At 53.4% G+C, this 15,300-nt stretch carries 16 protein-coding genes; 5 read left to right on the top strand and 11 right to left on the bottom strand.

Annotated elements, in window-relative coordinates; all coding sequences use genetic code 11:
• The first annotated feature begins 63 nt into the window (after positions 1-63).
• Positions 64-459, top strand: a complete 396-nt coding sequence (mutT, locus tag NBA72_RS16485; RefSeq protein ID WP_042947606.1) for an 8-oxo-dGTP diphosphatase MutT — start codon at positions 64-66, stop codon at positions 457-459.
• Positions 460-492: 33 nt separating this feature from the next.
• Here the strand turns inward: mutT and NBA72_RS16480 are convergent, their stop codons facing one another.
• A complete protein-coding gene (locus NBA72_RS16480; RefSeq protein ID WP_042947604.1) occupies positions 493-1,482 on the bottom strand; it encodes an aldo/keto reductase in 990 nt (329 codons plus the stop codon).
• An 85-nt stretch (positions 1,483-1,567) separates the two neighbouring features.
• Between NBA72_RS16480 and NBA72_RS16475 the strand changes: the two genes are divergently transcribed.
• Entirely contained in the window at positions 1,568-2,509 is a 942-nt protein-coding gene (locus NBA72_RS16475) for a LysR family transcriptional regulator (protein ID WP_042947603.1), read from the top strand.
• On the opposite strand, the gene yacG is transcribed toward NBA72_RS16475, so the two are convergent.
• Genes yacG through coaE form a run of 3 tightly spaced genes read right to left on the bottom strand, consistent with a single transcriptional unit; the run spans position 2,506 to position 4,070 of the window.
• A complete protein-coding gene (yacG, locus tag NBA72_RS16470; protein WP_001286419.1) occupies positions 2,506-2,697 on the bottom strand; it encodes a DNA gyrase inhibitor YacG in 192 nt (63 codons plus the stop codon). The genes NBA72_RS16475 and yacG overlap by 4 nt on opposite strands.
• Before the next feature lie 9 nt (positions 2,698-2,706).
• Positions 2,707-3,450, bottom strand: coding sequence for a cell division protein ZapD (gene zapD / locus NBA72_RS16465; protein ID WP_000557441.1), 744 nt, complete (start codon positions 3,448-3,450; stop codon positions 2,707-2,709).
• Positions 3,450-4,070 (bottom strand): dephospho-CoA kinase, encoded by a 621-nt coding sequence (gene coaE, locus NBA72_RS16460; protein ID WP_001270913.1) that lies wholly within the window; start codon positions 4,068-4,070, stop codon positions 3,450-3,452. Before coaE ends, zapD begins: the two co-directional genes overlap by 1 nt.
• Positions 4,071-4,295: 225 nt before the next feature.
• Here coaE and NBA72_RS16455 point away from each other — a divergent pair, with 225 nt between their 5' ends.
• Entirely contained in the window at positions 4,296-5,339 is a 1,044-nt protein-coding gene (locus NBA72_RS16455) for a GMP reductase (RefSeq protein ID WP_001217365.1), read from the top strand.
• Between the two features lie 30 nt (positions 5,340-5,369).
• On the opposite strand, the gene hofC is transcribed toward NBA72_RS16455, so the two are convergent.
• From hofC to nadC, 4 genes are all read right to left on the bottom strand, one after another.
• On the bottom strand, positions 5,370-6,572 hold the full coding sequence (hofC, locus tag NBA72_RS16450) for a protein transport protein HofC (protein WP_042947601.1): 1,203 nt from the start codon (positions 6,570-6,572) through the stop codon (positions 5,370-5,372).
• Positions 6,562-7,947 carry a type II secretion system protein GspE gene (gene gspE / locus NBA72_RS16445; RefSeq protein WP_042947600.1) on the bottom strand — a complete coding sequence of 462 codons (1,386 nt, stop codon included), beginning with the start codon at positions 7,945-7,947 and terminating at the stop codon, positions 6,562-6,564. The genes hofC and gspE overlap by 11 nt, the downstream gene beginning before the upstream one ends.
• Positions 7,948-7,956: 9 nt before the next feature.
• Positions 7,957-8,394: a prepilin peptidase-dependent pilin gene (gene ppdD, locus NBA72_RS16440; protein WP_000414982.1), complete on the bottom strand. Its 438-nt coding sequence runs from the start codon at positions 8,392-8,394 to the stop codon at positions 7,957-7,959.
• A 221-nt stretch (positions 8,395-8,615) separates the two neighbouring features.
• A complete protein-coding gene (nadC, locus tag NBA72_RS16435) occupies positions 8,616-9,509 on the bottom strand; it encodes a carboxylating nicotinate-nucleotide diphosphorylase (RefSeq protein WP_039517536.1) in 894 nt (297 codons plus the stop codon).
• An 87-nt stretch (positions 9,510-9,596) separates the two neighbouring features.
• Here nadC and ampD point away from each other — a divergent pair, with 87 nt between their 5' ends.
• Both ampD and ampE read left to right on the top strand, forming a co-directional pair.
• Positions 9,597-10,160, top strand: coding sequence for a 1,6-anhydro-N-acetylmuramyl-L-alanine amidase AmpD (gene ampD, locus NBA72_RS16430; RefSeq protein ID WP_000936326.1), 564 nt, complete (start codon positions 9,597-9,599; stop codon positions 10,158-10,160).
• Positions 10,157-11,011, top strand: coding sequence for a beta-lactamase regulator AmpE (ampE, locus tag NBA72_RS16425; RefSeq protein WP_000172035.1), 855 nt, complete (start codon positions 10,157-10,159; stop codon positions 11,009-11,011). Before ampD ends, ampE begins: the two co-directional genes overlap by 4 nt.
• A 91-nt stretch (positions 11,012-11,102) precedes the next feature.
• On the opposite strand, the gene NBA72_RS16420 is transcribed toward ampE, so the two are convergent.
• The 3 genes from NBA72_RS16420 to aroP all read right to left on the bottom strand — a co-directional run bounded on the left by NBA72_RS16420 (position 11,103) and on the right by aroP (position 14,996).
• A complete protein-coding gene (locus tag NBA72_RS16420) occupies positions 11,103-12,053 on the bottom strand; it encodes a glycoside hydrolase family 43 protein (protein WP_042947597.1) in 951 nt (316 codons plus the stop codon).
• Complete coding sequence (locus tag NBA72_RS16415) at positions 12,053-13,459, bottom strand: glycoside-pentoside-hexuronide (GPH):cation symporter (protein ID WP_000357539.1); 1,407 nt, start codon at positions 13,457-13,459, stop codon at positions 12,053-12,055. The genes NBA72_RS16420 and NBA72_RS16415 overlap by 1 nt, the downstream gene beginning before the upstream one ends.
• A 163-nt stretch (positions 13,460-13,622) precedes the next feature.
• Positions 13,623-14,996 carry an aromatic amino acid transporter AroP gene (gene aroP / locus NBA72_RS16410; RefSeq protein ID WP_001539002.1) on the bottom strand — a complete coding sequence of 458 codons (1,374 nt, stop codon included), beginning with the start codon at positions 14,994-14,996 and terminating at the stop codon, positions 13,623-13,625.
• Positions 14,997-15,300: the final 304 nt, after the last annotated feature.

Genomic DNA, 15,300 nt, shown 5'->3' with positions numbered 1-15,300 from the left:
GCCTGGCATTGAACACAGATAAAAAGGCGCAGGCGACTGCGCCTTTTTTATGGATGCAACAAGATGAAAAAACTGCAAATCGCGGTTGGGATTATCCGCAACCCGAACGACGAAATTTTTATTACCCGACGCGCCGCTGATGCGCATATGGCGAACAAGCTGGAATTTCCGGGCGGAAAAATTGAAGCCGACGAAACACCAGAGCAGGCGTTGATCCGGGAGCTACAGGAAGAGGTGGGGATTACGCCAACACAGGTCACATTATTCGACACTCTGGAATATCAATTCCCGGATAGACACATTACGCTGTGGTTTTGGCTGGTTGAACGCTGGGAGGGCGAACCGTGGGGGAAAGAAGGACAGCCGGGACGGTGGATCGCGCAGAACGCGTTGAATACGGAAGATTTTCCGCCGGCCAATGAACCGATTATTCGTAAATTACGCCAATTTGCGCCTTAGTGGGGGATCGCAACACGATCCCCATCGATCTTATTAGCGATTTAATGTCGACATAATTTCCGGCCAGTAGCGGGGGCCGGCCGCGGCGTCGTGAGGAAAAACCGCCTCAATTGCCGCCAGCTCCTGCGGGCTTAGGGTCAGTGATAACGCGCCGAGGTTTTCATCCACCCTGGCGCAGTGGCGGGTGCCGGGAATGGGAACGATGTGCCTGTTGCGGGCCAGCAGCCAGGCCAGCGCTAATTGTGCGGGGGTACACTCTTTTTCGCGTGCCATTTGTTTTATTGCTTCAGCCAGACGTAAATTGCGCGAGAAGTTCTCACCCATGAACCTGGGATTTGTGCGACGGAAGTCATTCGCAGCAAAATCTTCTGGCGTTTTAATCGTACCGGTCAGAAATCCGCGTCCCAGCGGGCTGTAAGCGACGAATCCTATACCCAACCGTTCACAGGTGGAAAGTGCTGAAATTTCCGCTTCGCGGGACCAAAGCGAATACTCACTTTGCAGCGCGGTAATAGGGTGAACGTTATGGGCGCGTTCCAGCGTTTGCGTTGATGCTTCGGATAGCCCGAGATAACGCACTTTTCCCTCGCGCACCAGGTCCGCCATTGCACCGACAGTCTCTTCTATGGGAACTGATGGATCAACGCGATGTTGATAGTACAGATCGATATGATCGACCCCCAGGCGTTGCAGGCTTTGCTCACAACTACGGCGAACGTACTCCGGTCTGCCATTGACGCCACGCGCCATAGGGTTAGCAGGGTCGAGAACGATACCAAATTTCGTCGCTAAAAATACCCGATCGCGACGATCGGCGATGGCTCTTCCGACTAACCTTTCATTGGTATAAGGGCCATACATATCTGCGGTATCGAGCAGTGTTACCCCCTGATCTAACGCATAATGTAGCGTCTTAATTGAGGTGCTGTCGTCATGAACGCCGTAAAATGCGCTCATGCCCATACATCCCAGTCCGATGGCTGACACTCGCGGTCCGTTTGCGCCTAATGTACGATATTGCATACTACCTCCATGAGGATATTTTGAGCATGGCAGGCAGTCTATACCTGGCGTATAAGATGAAAAATAGGGGGAATAAGCATGGTTTATGAAGGCTGGCTTAATAATGCGTCATGATGTGATGTCCATATTGCATGCTTTTTGCACGATTGCTGAAAACCATAGCTTCACGCGGGCAGCGGCGCAGTTACATATTTCCACGTCGGCGTTAAGTCAGAATATGCGTCAACTGGAGGATGAACTTGGCGTGAAATTGTTGAACCGAACCACCCGGCGTGTCGGTTTGACAGAAGCAGGACATGCCTTTCTTGCCAGTATCAGGCCCGCATTGAACCATATTGATGAGGCGATGGAACATGCCCGCCAGAGCCGCGATATACCCGGAGGGACATTACGCCTGACCGTACCGCGCACGGCGGCTACGCTTTTGTTACAACCTAATCTCGCCGGTTTCATGCGCGATTATCCCGATATTCGGCTGGATATCGATGTGAATGACGGTTTTGTGGATTTAATTAACGAACGCTTTGATGCCGGTATTCGCTTTGGCGATGCGGTACAACTTGATATGAATGTCGTTCCGCTCGGTGATGTTTTACGCCCGGCGATCGTAGCATCCCCTGCATACCTTGCGCGTTTTGGCACGCCGCTGCATCCTCAGGAACTCATCAATCACCGCTGCCTTTGCCATCGTTTTACGCGTGAGAGCGGGCTATATCGGTGGGAGTTTGTTCATGGAGCGCAACGGCTGGAAATTACGCCGGAAGCCGCGTTAATGGTGAATGATAAAGCGTTGCGTCTCTCCGCCGCGCGTGATGGGGCAGGTCTAACCTACGTTTTTGAACAGGATGTCCACGAAGACTTACAGGATGGGCGGTTGTGTTCCGTGCTTGAGGAGTGGCTGCCTGCGGCGGACCGGTTTTATTTGTATTATCCCGGCCGCGCGCATATGGCGCCAAAACTACGCGTATTTATTGATTATTTTTGTCATAAGGCGATATTGCCGTCTCAACAGAGCCATCACTGTTAGCGCTCTTCGCTCCAGTCGTCGCTATCAGACTGGTCGCCGCTGCTGGCGATTCGTTTCTCTTCGGCGGCCCATTCGCCCAAATCAATTAACTGACAGCGTTTAGAACAAAATGGGCGGAAGGGGCTAATTTCCCCCCAGACGACCGGTTTACCGCAGGTCGGACAGTTTACGACGGTCACGTCAGACATTTTTACTCCTTAGCAACAGGCCAGTTCAAAATCAAGACGCTCCGGCACCAGACCATTTTCACTATCCAGCGGCATAAAGCGAATGGCAAAACGGCTCTTATGGCCGGAAATTTGCGGATAAAGTTGTGAATCGAGCGTCAGCATAAGACGCAGCAAATCGGCGTCGTCCCCGTTATCCTGATAAAAACCGTTCAGGCTGGTTTGCTTACGGAAAGGCGCTGAATTACGGATCAGATCAAGCACCAAAGTCAGCGCCTGGGTGAGGGGATTCAGGCTGGCAAGCCAGCTTTCAATCTGGGCGTCGCGCTGCGCCTGTTGTAGGTGCAACCAGATATGCAGAGTGGGTAAATCGAAACTGCAACAGCCGCCAGGAATACTTAAGCGTTGACGCACAAGGGCAATCAAGCGATCTTCGCGTAGCTGCTGGCCAATCCTCGGGGCGGAGATCAGCACGCTGCCCGCGGATTTTAACTGCTGGCGCAGGGCTTCAATACGGTCTTGATCGACGCCGGGAACCTCAACCCAGGCCTGTAATTTACGCTGCTGGCGCTCCAGTTCTTTCAGCAGTTCGGTACGGACTTCGCCCCGTTCGAACACATCCAGTAGATCGCTGATGTTACGGAAAAAATGCAGTGCGCCAGCATGGTCTGCAATTGGCAGGTTGATGGAGAGCTGTTGGATCAAAAACTCTATGCGCAGCCACGTACGCATCTTCTCATTGAGAGGGTGTTCAAATAGGACCTGGGTGTGCATTACGGTTTTTCCTGTGAGACAAACTGCGACGCGAGCTTAAGATAACTGGCGTGCAGGCGGGCCACATCTGATGCGATAGCATCCGGTGCGCCGTTATTATCAATAACATCGTCCGCCACGGCAAGGCGTGCTTCACGCGTCGCCTGCGCAGCGAGAATGTGTTCAACATGTTCGCGCGTAACATCATCACGCTGCATTGTGCGTATGAGCTGCGTTTCGGGCGTCACGTCAACCACCAGTACGCGGTTGGCTTTTTGATACAGCCTGTTTTCAACCAGCAGAGGCACAACCCATAACACATAGGGCGACGTAGCCTGTTGAAACTGTCGTTGGGTTTCCTGCTGAATTAAGGGATGAAGCAGAGCGTTAAGCCAGGCTTTTTCTTCCGGATGCGAAAAAATACGCTCACGCAGCGCCCGGCGACGTAACGTGCCGTCGGCGGCGATAAGTTCAGAACCAAAATGTTCCGCTATTGCGTTCAGGGCGGGCTGCCCTGGCTCAACCATCTGGCGCGCGATAATATCCGCGTCGATGACGGTTATTCCGAGGTCAGCGAAGGCATCAGCGACGGTACTTTTACCGCTGCCAATACCGCCGGTTAAGGCTACGGTATACCTCATATCTCCAGCTTCCGGAATTTTAGTTTGACAATCAAAAGGTTAAATTTTAAGCATACAAAGACGATACGCTCTGAGCATTAACCTACTATTCGCCAGGTAAATTTATGGGATTGTAACGTAAAAAAAGAGAATTTCGCAGTCTTGTACGGCCATGATTAGTGCGTATGATAACGTCACTGGAGTTGTGAGTTTCGATTTTTCGCCATTAACCCCAGGAATCCGTACATGCGTATTGAAGAAGATCTGAAGTTAGGTTTCAAAGACGTTCTTATCCGTCCTAAACGTTCTACCCTCAAAAGCCGTTCCGATGTCGAACTGGAACGTCAATTCACCTTTAAACACTCAGGTCAGACCTGGTCTGGCGTACCGATTATTGCGGCCAATATGGATACCGTCGGGACGTTTGAAATGGCGCAAGCATTGGCCGGGTTTGATATTCTGACTGCTGTACATAAACATTATACCGTTGAAGAGTGGGCAGCTTTTATCAACACGGCTTCGGCTGATGTTCTCAAGCATGTGATGGTTTCCACCGGGACCTCTGATGCTGATTTCGAAAAAACCGTGCAGATTCTGGCACTGAATCCTGCGCTGAACTTTGTCTGTATTGATGTGGCCAATGGCTATTCAGAACATTTTGTGCAGTTCGTCGCGAAAGCACGTGAAGCATGGCCGACAAAAACAATCTGCGCAGGCAATGTGGTAACGGGCGAGATGTGCGAAGAGCTTATCCTCTCCGGCGCCGATATCGTGAAAGTGGGAATTGGTCCCGGCTCCGTATGCACGACGCGTGTAAAAACTGGCGTTGGTTATCCGCAACTGTCGGCGGTTATCGAATGTGCTGACGCGGCGCATGGCCTGGGCGGTATGATCGTCAGCGATGGCGGCTGCACCATGCCAGGCGACGTAGCAAAAGCCTTTGGCGGCGGCGCGGATTTCGTTATGTTGGGCGGCATGCTGGCGGGTCACGAAGAGAGCGGCGGCAGCGTGGTAGAAGAGAACGGCGAGAAATTTATGCTGTTCTACGGCATGAGTTCGGAATCTGCGATGAACCGTCATGTCGGCGGCGTTGCGAAATACCGCGCGGCAGAAGGTAAAACGGTTAAATTGCCGCTGCGTGGGCCGGTGGGCAATACCGCCCGCGATATCCTGGGCGGTCTACGCTCAGCCTGCACTTATGTCGGCGCGTCTCGCCTGAAAGAGTTGACCAAACGCACCACCTTTATTCGGGTGCAGGAACAAGAAAACCGCATTTTCAATAGCCTCTAATATTCTGGCTGGCGTAAATGTGCGCCAGCCTTATCCCATCCCGCTCATCGTGTCTCCCAGATGAAAAATCGGCAAATACATCGCCACCACCAGCGTACCGATAATTAAGCCGGTGATGATCAATAACGCCGGTTCCAACAGCGACGCCAGATTATCGGCCAGCGCCAGCGTAGTTTCACTGTGGTGACGGGCAAGGTTATGCAGCATGATATCGAGTGAACCGGACGCTTCGCCCGTTCTGACCAGTTGCAGGCATAGCGGACTAAATTCCTGGGTATTTTTTAGCGCCAACCAGACCGGATTGCCCGCGGCGATCTCCTGATGTACCTGCGTTAAACGCTGTGACCAGTAAGGGCTGCCGAGACTCTCGATAGCGCTTTCCAGTCCCTGAAGAAAAGGAATGCCTGCGCTTTGGGTTAATGCCAGTACGGTGAATATTTGCGCTAGTTTCTGGCCTCTTATCAGGCGACCCATAACGGGAAGCCGTAGCAGAAGACGCTGCCGCTGCGTTTGCCAGGACGGCTTTTGTTTTACCCTGCGGTGAGCGATAGCAACGAGCATCGTCAGGAACAAGATGAGCCAACCCCATGCCGACCCCCATTGCGCTATCGCGATAATACCGCGCGTCAGAAGAGGGAGCGGGGTATTGAAGCTACGGTAAATGGCGGCAAATTCCGGCAGGACAAAGTGCAGCATGGCGAAAACGACCAGAGCGGCCATTGCCAGAATAATGACGGGATAGCGTAGCGCCTTTTTTACGCTAACCGTAATCTGCCGTTGCGCTTTTTGCTGACGGGCCAGTTCAAAGCAGCAGTCGGCCAGTTTGCCGGTCAGTTCTCCGGTGCGGATCATCGTCTGGTAGAGCGGCGGAAATACCTGCGGCCAGGAGACTAATGCGCTGGAAAAAGGGACGCCCTGTTCAAGCTCGTGAGCCAGCGTGCGCAACAGCGCTTGCCATTGTCGGTGGGGATGCTGTTGCGCAAGGAGTTCCAGCCCTTCAGAAAGCGTCAGCCCGGCATGAATGAGCGTGGCCAGCTGATGAATAATTTCAGCGCTTTGCTCTTCTTTCCACAGTGCGGCGTTAACGCCCATACGCTTGATGCGAAGCGGCATAATGCGCTGATGTTGCAGGGTGATGATCAGCGCCAGACGATTGTCCGCCCATACAACGTCTTGTTCCAGTTGACCTTTATCGTTAACGCCTTGCCAGCGCCAGAGCTGTTTAACGCTCATGGGGCATTCCCAGAACGCGCAGTATCTCTTCAAAGGACGTCATGCCTTGCTCAACGGCGCGACAGCCATTTTCAAAAAGCGTCCCTGTACCGGTCTGTTGGAGGTGGGCTTCCAGTGCTTGCGCCGATGCGCCGCTCGCAATTAACTGACGTAATGCCGGGGTAACGGTTAACACTTCGAATAACGCGGTTCGGCCATAAAAGCCGTGGTAGCAATGCTGACAGCCGCTTGCCTGCCAGCGCGGTAGCGCGCTGGGCCAAAGATTGGGCGATAGCACCACGGGATCGCTCAGACGCTGTTTGCAGTGCGGGCAAAGCTTCCTTACCAGGCGTTGTGCTACCACCAGCGTAAGCGCCGATGAGATCATCCAGCGTGCTACGCCCATTTGCTGCAAACGTATCAGGGTTTCGCTGGTGGAGTTCGTATGGAGCGTTGAAAGTACCAGATGGCCCGTTTGTGCCGCCTTAATGGCGATTTCTGCGGTGTCGCCGTCACGAATTTCACCTACCATGATGATGTCAGGGTCCTGGCGTAAAAGCGCGCGCAGCACATTTTGAAAGGTGAGCCCGGCGCGGGGATGGATCTGCGTCTGGTTAATCCCATCCAGTGGAATTTCTATCGGATCCTCAACGCTACAGAGGTTGATATCCGGCGTATTCCGGGTTTGTAGCGCGCTGTATAGCGTGACCGTTTTTCCGCTACCGGTGGGGCCAGTCACCAGTACCAGCCCCTGAGGTTGCTGTAGGGCTTGCCTAAAAGCGGTAAGTTGTGCCCCGTACATGCCCAGCGTGTCCAGATCCAGCGTTTGTTCAACCTGATGCAACAACCGTAAGACGACTTTTTCGCCTTCTTTACAGGGAAGCGTGGCGATACGAAAAGAGATGCTGTCGCCCGTCAGGTCAACGGTAAATTGCCCGTCCTGCGGCAGCCGATGTTCAGCGATGTCCAAATTTCCCAGGACTTTCAATCTGGCCGTCAGCGCAAGCCCCGTCTCTTTGGCGATGTCCTGCAGAATATGAAGAACGCCGTCGATGCGGAGTCTTATTCGGTAGCGGCTGGCGCCTGGTTCGAGATGGATATCAGAGGCGCGTTTCGCCATCGCCGAGCGTAATGTCTGATTGAGAAGCTGGGCCGCGGTTTCTCCACCTTTCGCGGCGTTTGTCGAGGGAGCCTGATCCGGCTTATGCCGATGATTTTCCATTTGCTGGCGAGTCCAGCACACAATATCAATCTGTTTTTGCGTGGCGAAATGCAGAGCGTCCAGTAACGCATGAGAGGGCGCGTCGACCACAGCAACAGTGATACTGTTGCTGGCGCTATTGATCAGTACAGCCTGATGACGTTGACACAAGGTGTTGAGCTGAGCGTCTTTCATCTTGTCTCCTTAGTTGGCGTCAAAACGGAAGACATCTTCACAAGCCTGTTGTAACGCGCTGTCGCTTTGAATATTGCAGTTACGCGTCCAGCCGGTAATGCCGTTAGCATTGTCCCAGGCGGGCGTCATGATGACGCTAAGCCCGCTCAGACTCTCCTGGCCGGTAAGCGTGATGACGCCTTTTTCCACGCTCATGCCCGAAACATAACGGGTGATGACGGGCGAGGGGATACCGTTGACGCCCGCATCGCATGTGTTCGTCCCACCATGTTCCAGAGCGCAGAGTTCGACGGCAGTACGGTAGGGGACAAACGTTTGCAACATATCCGTCAGCGCCGCTTTACGCAGATAGTTCTGGTAAGCCGGAATGCCAATGGCGCTTAAAATGGCGATGATGCCAATAACGACCATCAGTTCGATAAGCGTGAAACCGCGTTGTTTTTCCATTGTTCGCTCCTTGAGTTAGCTGGCGCTACTGTGGCAAACGAGGAAAGAGCGGGCGAGCGGCAAAAGGTAAAACGGGAAGGCGGATTCTGAAGATTTTCGCTGCGTTACATGATACGGCAACGTTATTGCGAGGCGCTACGAATATTTTACCGAATCACGACGCGGATCTACGGACAGGTGATTTATAGACCCGACGGCGCAGCGCCATCGGGCGGAGAGGATCAGCGAAAACGCATGGAGAGATCGAGCGCGCGTACGTGCTTGGTCAGCGCGCCAACGGAGATGAAATCCACCCCGGTTTCAGCAAATTCGCGTAAGGTTTCCGCGGTGACGTTGCCGGATACTTCCAGCCGCGCCTGGCCGTTGACGCGTTTCACCGCCTCGCGCATCTGGTCGGTGTTGAAATTATCCAGCATGATAATATCCGCGCCTGCTTTCAGCGCATCGTCCAGTTCATCCAGATTTTCGACCTCGACTTCTACCGGCACGTCCGGATGTAGCCAGAACGCTTTTTCCACCGCCTGACGAACCGAACCGGAGGCGATGATATGGTTTTCTTTAATCAGGAACGCGTCAGTGAGGCCCAGACGATGATTGGCGCCGCCGCCGCATAAAACCGCATATTTGAGCGCGGTGCGCAGACCCGGCAGCGTTTTACGCGTGTCGAGCAACTGGGTTTGGGTGCCAGCCAATAGTCCAACGTAGCGGCGTACTTCACTGGCGACGCCGGAAAGGGTCTGGACAAAGTTTAGCGCCGTGCGCTCGCCGGTCAGCAATACGCGAGCCGGGCCGTTCAGTTCAAACACTGTTTGGTTGGCATGAATGGCGTCGCCGTCATCGACATGCCAGGTGAGGCGCACATCATCGCCCGCCAGTTGGATGAAGACCTCTTCAACCCAGCGCTTGCCGCAGAAAACGCCGTCTTCACGAGTGATCACCGTGGCATGGGCTCGCGTATCTGCCGGCAAAAGTTGCGCGGTGATATCGTTGCCAGCATCGACTTCTCCACCTAAATCTTCACGCAGCGCCTGAGCAACGGCGGCAGGGATATCGAGATTAATGCGTTCCAGTAGCGCGTCACGTCGGTCGTCTGGGTTATAACGGCGAGGCGGCATGATAAAACTCCAAATTGCTAACGAATCATAAGGTAGAAACATGCTACTCTGAAGCAGCTATAAGCACCACTCAAAAGGAGACTCTGCATGTTGCCAGATAAGGGTTGGTTGGTAGAGGCGCGACGCGTCCCTTCTCCGCATTATGATTGCCGTCCGGATGACGAAAAACCGTCCTTGCTGGTGGTGCATAATATTAGCCTGCCCCCCGGCGAGTTTGGCGGTCCGTGGATCGATGCATTATTCACCGGAACGATAGATCCAGACGCCCATCCTTTTTTTGCAGAAATCGCTCATCTTCGTGTTTCGGCCCATTGTCTGATTCGTCGCGACGGTGAAATCGTCCAGTATGTGCCTTTTGATAAGCGTGCGTGGCATGCGGGCGTGTCAAACTATCAGGGGCGGGAACGTTGTAATGATTTCTCCATTGGTATTGAGCTGGAGGGGACGGATACGCTGGCTTATACCGATGCGCAGTATCAGCAGCTAGCCGCCGTGACGCGCACGCTTATCGCTTGCTATCCGGCGATCGCCGACAATATGACCGGACACTGCAACATTGCGCCTGACCGCAAAACGGACCCTGGCCCTGCCTTTGACTGGCCGCGCTTTCGCGCTTTGGTAGCCCTCTCGTCGCACAAGGAGATGACATGACGCTGTTTACGACATTACTGGTGCTGATTGTCGAGCGCCTGTTTAAGCTGGGCGAGCACTGGCAGCTCGATCATCGGCTGGAGGCGCTATTCCGTCGGATTACGCATTTTTCGATGTTGCGCACGATGGGAATGACGGCGATCGCGATGGTGGTGACTTTTCTACTGCTCCAGGCGTTAAAAGGGCTGCTATTTAACGTGCCGACGCTGGTGGTGTGGATTCTCCTGGGCGTGCTGTGTATCGGCGCGGGCAAAGCGCGAGTACATTATCACGCCTGGCTGAAAGCGGCGTCCCGCAACGATCCGCATCCTTGCGAGGCGATGGCCAGCGAGCTTACGCTGATTCACGGCGTGCCGCCGGATTGTAATGAGCGTGAATTTTTGCGTGAGCTGCAAAATGCGTTGTTATGGATAAATTTCCGTTTTTACCTCGCACCGCTATTTTGGTTTATCGTTGGCGGTCCATGGGGGCCGGTAACGCTGGTGGGCTATGCGTTTTTACGGGCCTGGCAGACGTGGCTGGCGCGCTATCAGACGCCGCACCAACGTTTGCAATCCGGCATTGACGCTATTCTTCATGTGCTGGACTGGATTCCGGTACGTCTGGCGGGCGTAGTGTATGCATTACTGGGGCATGGCGAGAAAGCGTTGCCGGCCTGGTTTGCCTCGCTGGCGGATCTGCATACTTCGCAGTATCAGGTGCTCACACGTCTGGCGCAGTTCTCACTGGCGCGCGAACCGCATACTGACAAGGTAGAAACCCCCAAAGCGGCGGTGTCGATGGCGAAGAAGGCCTCGTTTGTGGTGGTGGTGATTATTGCGTTGCTCACCATTTATGGGGCATTAGTGTAGCGTTGTGCCGATGGCGCTAACGCTTATGCCGCCTACAATGGAAAAATCTGTAGGCCCGGTAAGCGTTAGCGCCACCGGGCAGTGCAACGGCTTAGATCGTATCGGCTGGCGGCACGCCAAAATCAGGCATCCCGTTTTCGTCCCAGCGTACCCGTTTCAGACGCGTATGGCGGTTGGGATCGTACAACGGATCGCCTTCAATTTCGGTGTAATTTCTCGCGTGGTACACCAGTACATCTTCACCTTCCGGCGTTTGCGTAAAGCTGTTGTGTCCCGGCCCATACTGGCGATTTTCATAGCTGGTGGTAAAGACCGGGCGCGGTAATTTATGCCAGTTGGCCGGATCGCGCGGATCGTCGTTTACGTTAATCCACAGTAATCCCATACAGTAGTTTTCATCGGTGGCGCTGGCCGAATAGCTGATAAACAGCTTGTCGCCATGCACCAGTACAGCCGGACCTTCGTTAACCCAAAAACCCCGGCATTCCCAGTTGTACTCTGGCTTACTGAGTCTTACCGGCTCGCCTTTAATTGTCCACGGATTTTCCAGTTCAGCCAGATAAATATTTGAGTTACCGGCAATATCCGGCGCTTTTTGCGCCCACAGATACCACTGCTTTCCCTGATGATAAAAAGTGGTGGCATCGAGGGCGAAGGTATCAAACGGCGTCTTAATTTGACCTTTCTCCGTCCACTTGCCGGTGAGTGGGTCGGCATCGGCGCACTCCAGGGCAAACATGCGGTGCTGGAACATTCCCAGTTTATCAAGCGCTTGAGTATGGGTAGCGGCAAAATAGATGTACCACTTACCGTTGATGCGGTGCATTTCCGGTGCCCAGATGAGCTGGCTCATCGGGCCGCTTTCCGGTTTGCGCCAGACGACAACGGGGTCGGCGGCGCGCAACCCTTCCAGCGAATCAGCCCGGCGGATTTCCAGCCTGTCATATTCCGGTACGGAGGCAATAAAGTAGTAATCGCTGCCGTCGCGTAAAATAAACGGATCGGCACGTTGTTCAATAAACGGGTTTGGCCAGTTTGCCATCAGGCTTTCCTTACGCTTTCAGCGGCTTTGAGCTCCTGCAACTCACTCAATTCGCGGTAATTAGTGCGACGTTTTTCCAAATCGTCCTGGATTTTTTTCATCAGTTCACGGTCAACTTTCAGCAGACGTACCACGCCTGCGGTAATCAGATAGCCAACGCCGGGGATAACGGTAAACAACAGCATAATACCGTTCATCGCCGAGGCGCTTTGCGCTTTGGCGCTGGCGTCATAACCGTACCAGGAGAGCAAAAAGCCGACCATCGCCCCGGCAATCGCCAGGCCCAGTTTCAGGAAGAACAGATTACCGGAGAAGCTAATACCGGTAATGCGTTTGCCGGTTTTCCATTCACCGTAATCATCGACGTCCGCCATCAGCGACCAGTGCAACGGGGAAGGGATCTGATGCAGAATATTGAGCAGGAAGTAGAGCGCCACTATCATCACGGTAGCTTTCGGATCAAAGAAATAGAACGCGCAGGAGAAAATCGCCAGCGCGATATTGGTCCAGAAAAATACCTTCAATTTACACCAGCGATCGGTTAAGACTTTTGCCAGCATACTGCCGATCATCATACCGACCACGCCAAGGCTAATAAAAAGCGTAGCGAAATGGGTGCTTTGTCCCATCACCCAGGTGACGTAATACATGGTCGCCGCCATACGGATAAACCCCGGGCAGACGTTACATAAGGTCAATAGCAGAATGCGTACCCATTGATCGTTTTTCCACACGTCTTTGAAATCATTCTTCATATCATCGTGCGTCGGAACGGCAGGGCGAACGCGTTCGCGGACGCTGGCAAAGCAGAACAGAAACATACCCATGCCGATAATCGCCAGCACGGTCATCGCCAACTGATAGCCTTTGGCTTTGTCGCCGCCGCCAAACCAGTCCACCATCGGCAATAGCGTTAACGATAGCAACAGCGTCGCGATGCCGACTAACACGAAGCGATAAGCCTGACAGGCCACGCGCTCTTTTGGATCATTGGTGATCACGCCGCCCAGTGAGCAATAGGGAATATTGATGGCGGTGTAGGTCACAGAAAGCAGAAAATAGGTGACGAAAGCATAGACAACTTTGCTGTTATAGCCCCAGTCCGGCGTCGTGAACATCAGCACGCTGAACAGCGCGTAGGGAAATGCAATCCACAGTAGCCAGGGGCGGAAACGACCATATTTACTTTGGGTACGATCGGCAAGCGCGCCCATCACCGGATCGGTAACGGCATCGATAACGCGTACTGAAAGGAGTAAAACACCGACTAACGCCGGGGCAAGACCAAAAATATCCGTATAAAAATAATTAACAAACAGCATGATAGCGCCAAAAATAATGTTACATCCGGCGTCGCCCATGCCATACCCGATTTTCTCTCTTACCGAAAGTCTGCCCTTATCCATTGAGACTTCTCCCCATCAGATGATGGCGGTAATTATTCGCCTGCGAGCTTTTATTTGCGTAGCAGGATCACGCCGCTGATATGGATAAAATGGTTATACGTGGGAAACTGTGAGGCAGATAACACCCTCCCCGGACGGGGAGGGAGGAAAAGTAATGCCACGATCAGTGGGCTTTCACCGTTTTTGCCGTTTTTTCTTTACACAGGTAGCCGACGCCCAGGATGAGCAGCCATACCGGAATCAGCCACACGGAGATCGCCATACCTGGCGTCATCAGCATAATGATCAATACCGCCGCCATAAACAGCAGGCAGAGAACGTTGCCGAACGGATAAAACAGGGCCGGGAAGCGGGTTTTCACGCCCTGCTGCTGTTTCGCGCGACGGAACATCATATGGGCAAGGCTAATCATCGCCCAGTTAATGACCAGCGCGGAGACCACCAGCGCCATCAGCAGTCCGAATGCGGACTCTGGGGCCAGGTAGTTGAGCAGCACGCACAACGCCGTCACGACGGCGGAAACCAAAATGGAGCTCACCGGCACGCCGCGTTTGTCGACGTTCAGCAGCGCTTTCGGCGCATTTCCCTGCTGGGCCAGACCGAACAGCATACGGCTGTTGCAGTAAACGCAGCTGTTATAAACCGATAGCGCGGCGGTGAGAACCACGATATTCAGCGCATTGGCGACAAACGTATCGCCCAGCTCATGGAAGATAAGGACAAACGGGCTGGTATCGGCGGTGACGCGAGTCCATGGCAGCAGCGAAAGCAGAACCGCCAGCGAGCCGATATAAAAAATCAGGATGCGATAGATAACCTGATTGGTGGCTTTGGGAATGCTCTGTTCCGGGTTATCGGCTTCAGCGGCGGTGATCCCTACCAGCTCCAGTCCGCCGAACGAAAACATAATAATGGCCATCATCATCACCAGCCCGGTCCAGCCATGCGGCAGAAAGCCGCCCTGTTCCCACAGGTTGCGCACGGTGGCCTGCGGACCAGCGGTATCGCTGAAGAGTAACCACGCGCCGAACAGAATCATAGCGATGACGGCGATCACTTTAATAATGGCGAACCAAAACTCCATCTCACCGAACACTTTAACGTTGGTCAGGTTGATGGCGTTGATAATCACAAAGAAGGCTGCCGCAGAAGCCCAGGTGGGGATCTCCGGATACCAGAACTGGATATATTTACCCACTGCGGTCAGTTCCGCCATGGCAACTAATACGTACAGTACCCAGTAGTTCCAGCCGGAAGCGAATCCGGCAAAGCCGCCCCAGTATTTATAGGCGAAGTGGCTAAAAGAGCCGGCGACCGGTTCTTCAACCACCATCTCCCCCAGCTGGCGCATAATCAGAAAGGCAATAAAGCCTGCAACCGCATAGCCCAGGATAATTCCTGGCCCCGCCGACTGAATAACGGAGGCGCTTCCCAGGAACAAGCCTGTCCCTATCGCGCCGCCCAATGCGATAAGCTGAATATGGCGGTTTTTCAGGCCGCGCTTGAGCTGCTCGCCGTGCTGCTGACTGTCCATCATAAAACCTCGTGTATCGGGCGCGGTTTATTCATAACGCGCTTATTTTGAACGATGCAGTAGTGCGTGTGTAAGTTTGCAATTCCGCTTTTTGTATTAATTTATTTACAGATTCGTTTTTTTAAATGTCACTTCAACTCTTTCGTCTTGATCAGAATAATGGTATGTGGCCGCGAATGCACCTGCTTTGTGCAGGGGTGATGACGAGTTGCGTAAAAAGAAAGCACTTGTAAATACCTCCTTTTATTTTCCCTTACAGATGTTAATTTGTTTTTATTCATTATTTATGCATAAAAATGCATTTAAT

The sequence above is a fragment of the Salmonella sp. NW1250 genome, from assembly GCF_051812965.1.
GTDB lineage: Bacteria > Pseudomonadota > Gammaproteobacteria > Enterobacterales > Enterobacteriaceae > Salmonella > Salmonella enterica.
The sequence above is the reverse complement of the archived record's forward strand: the minus strand, read 5'-3'. Positions and strand labels throughout refer to the sequence as shown.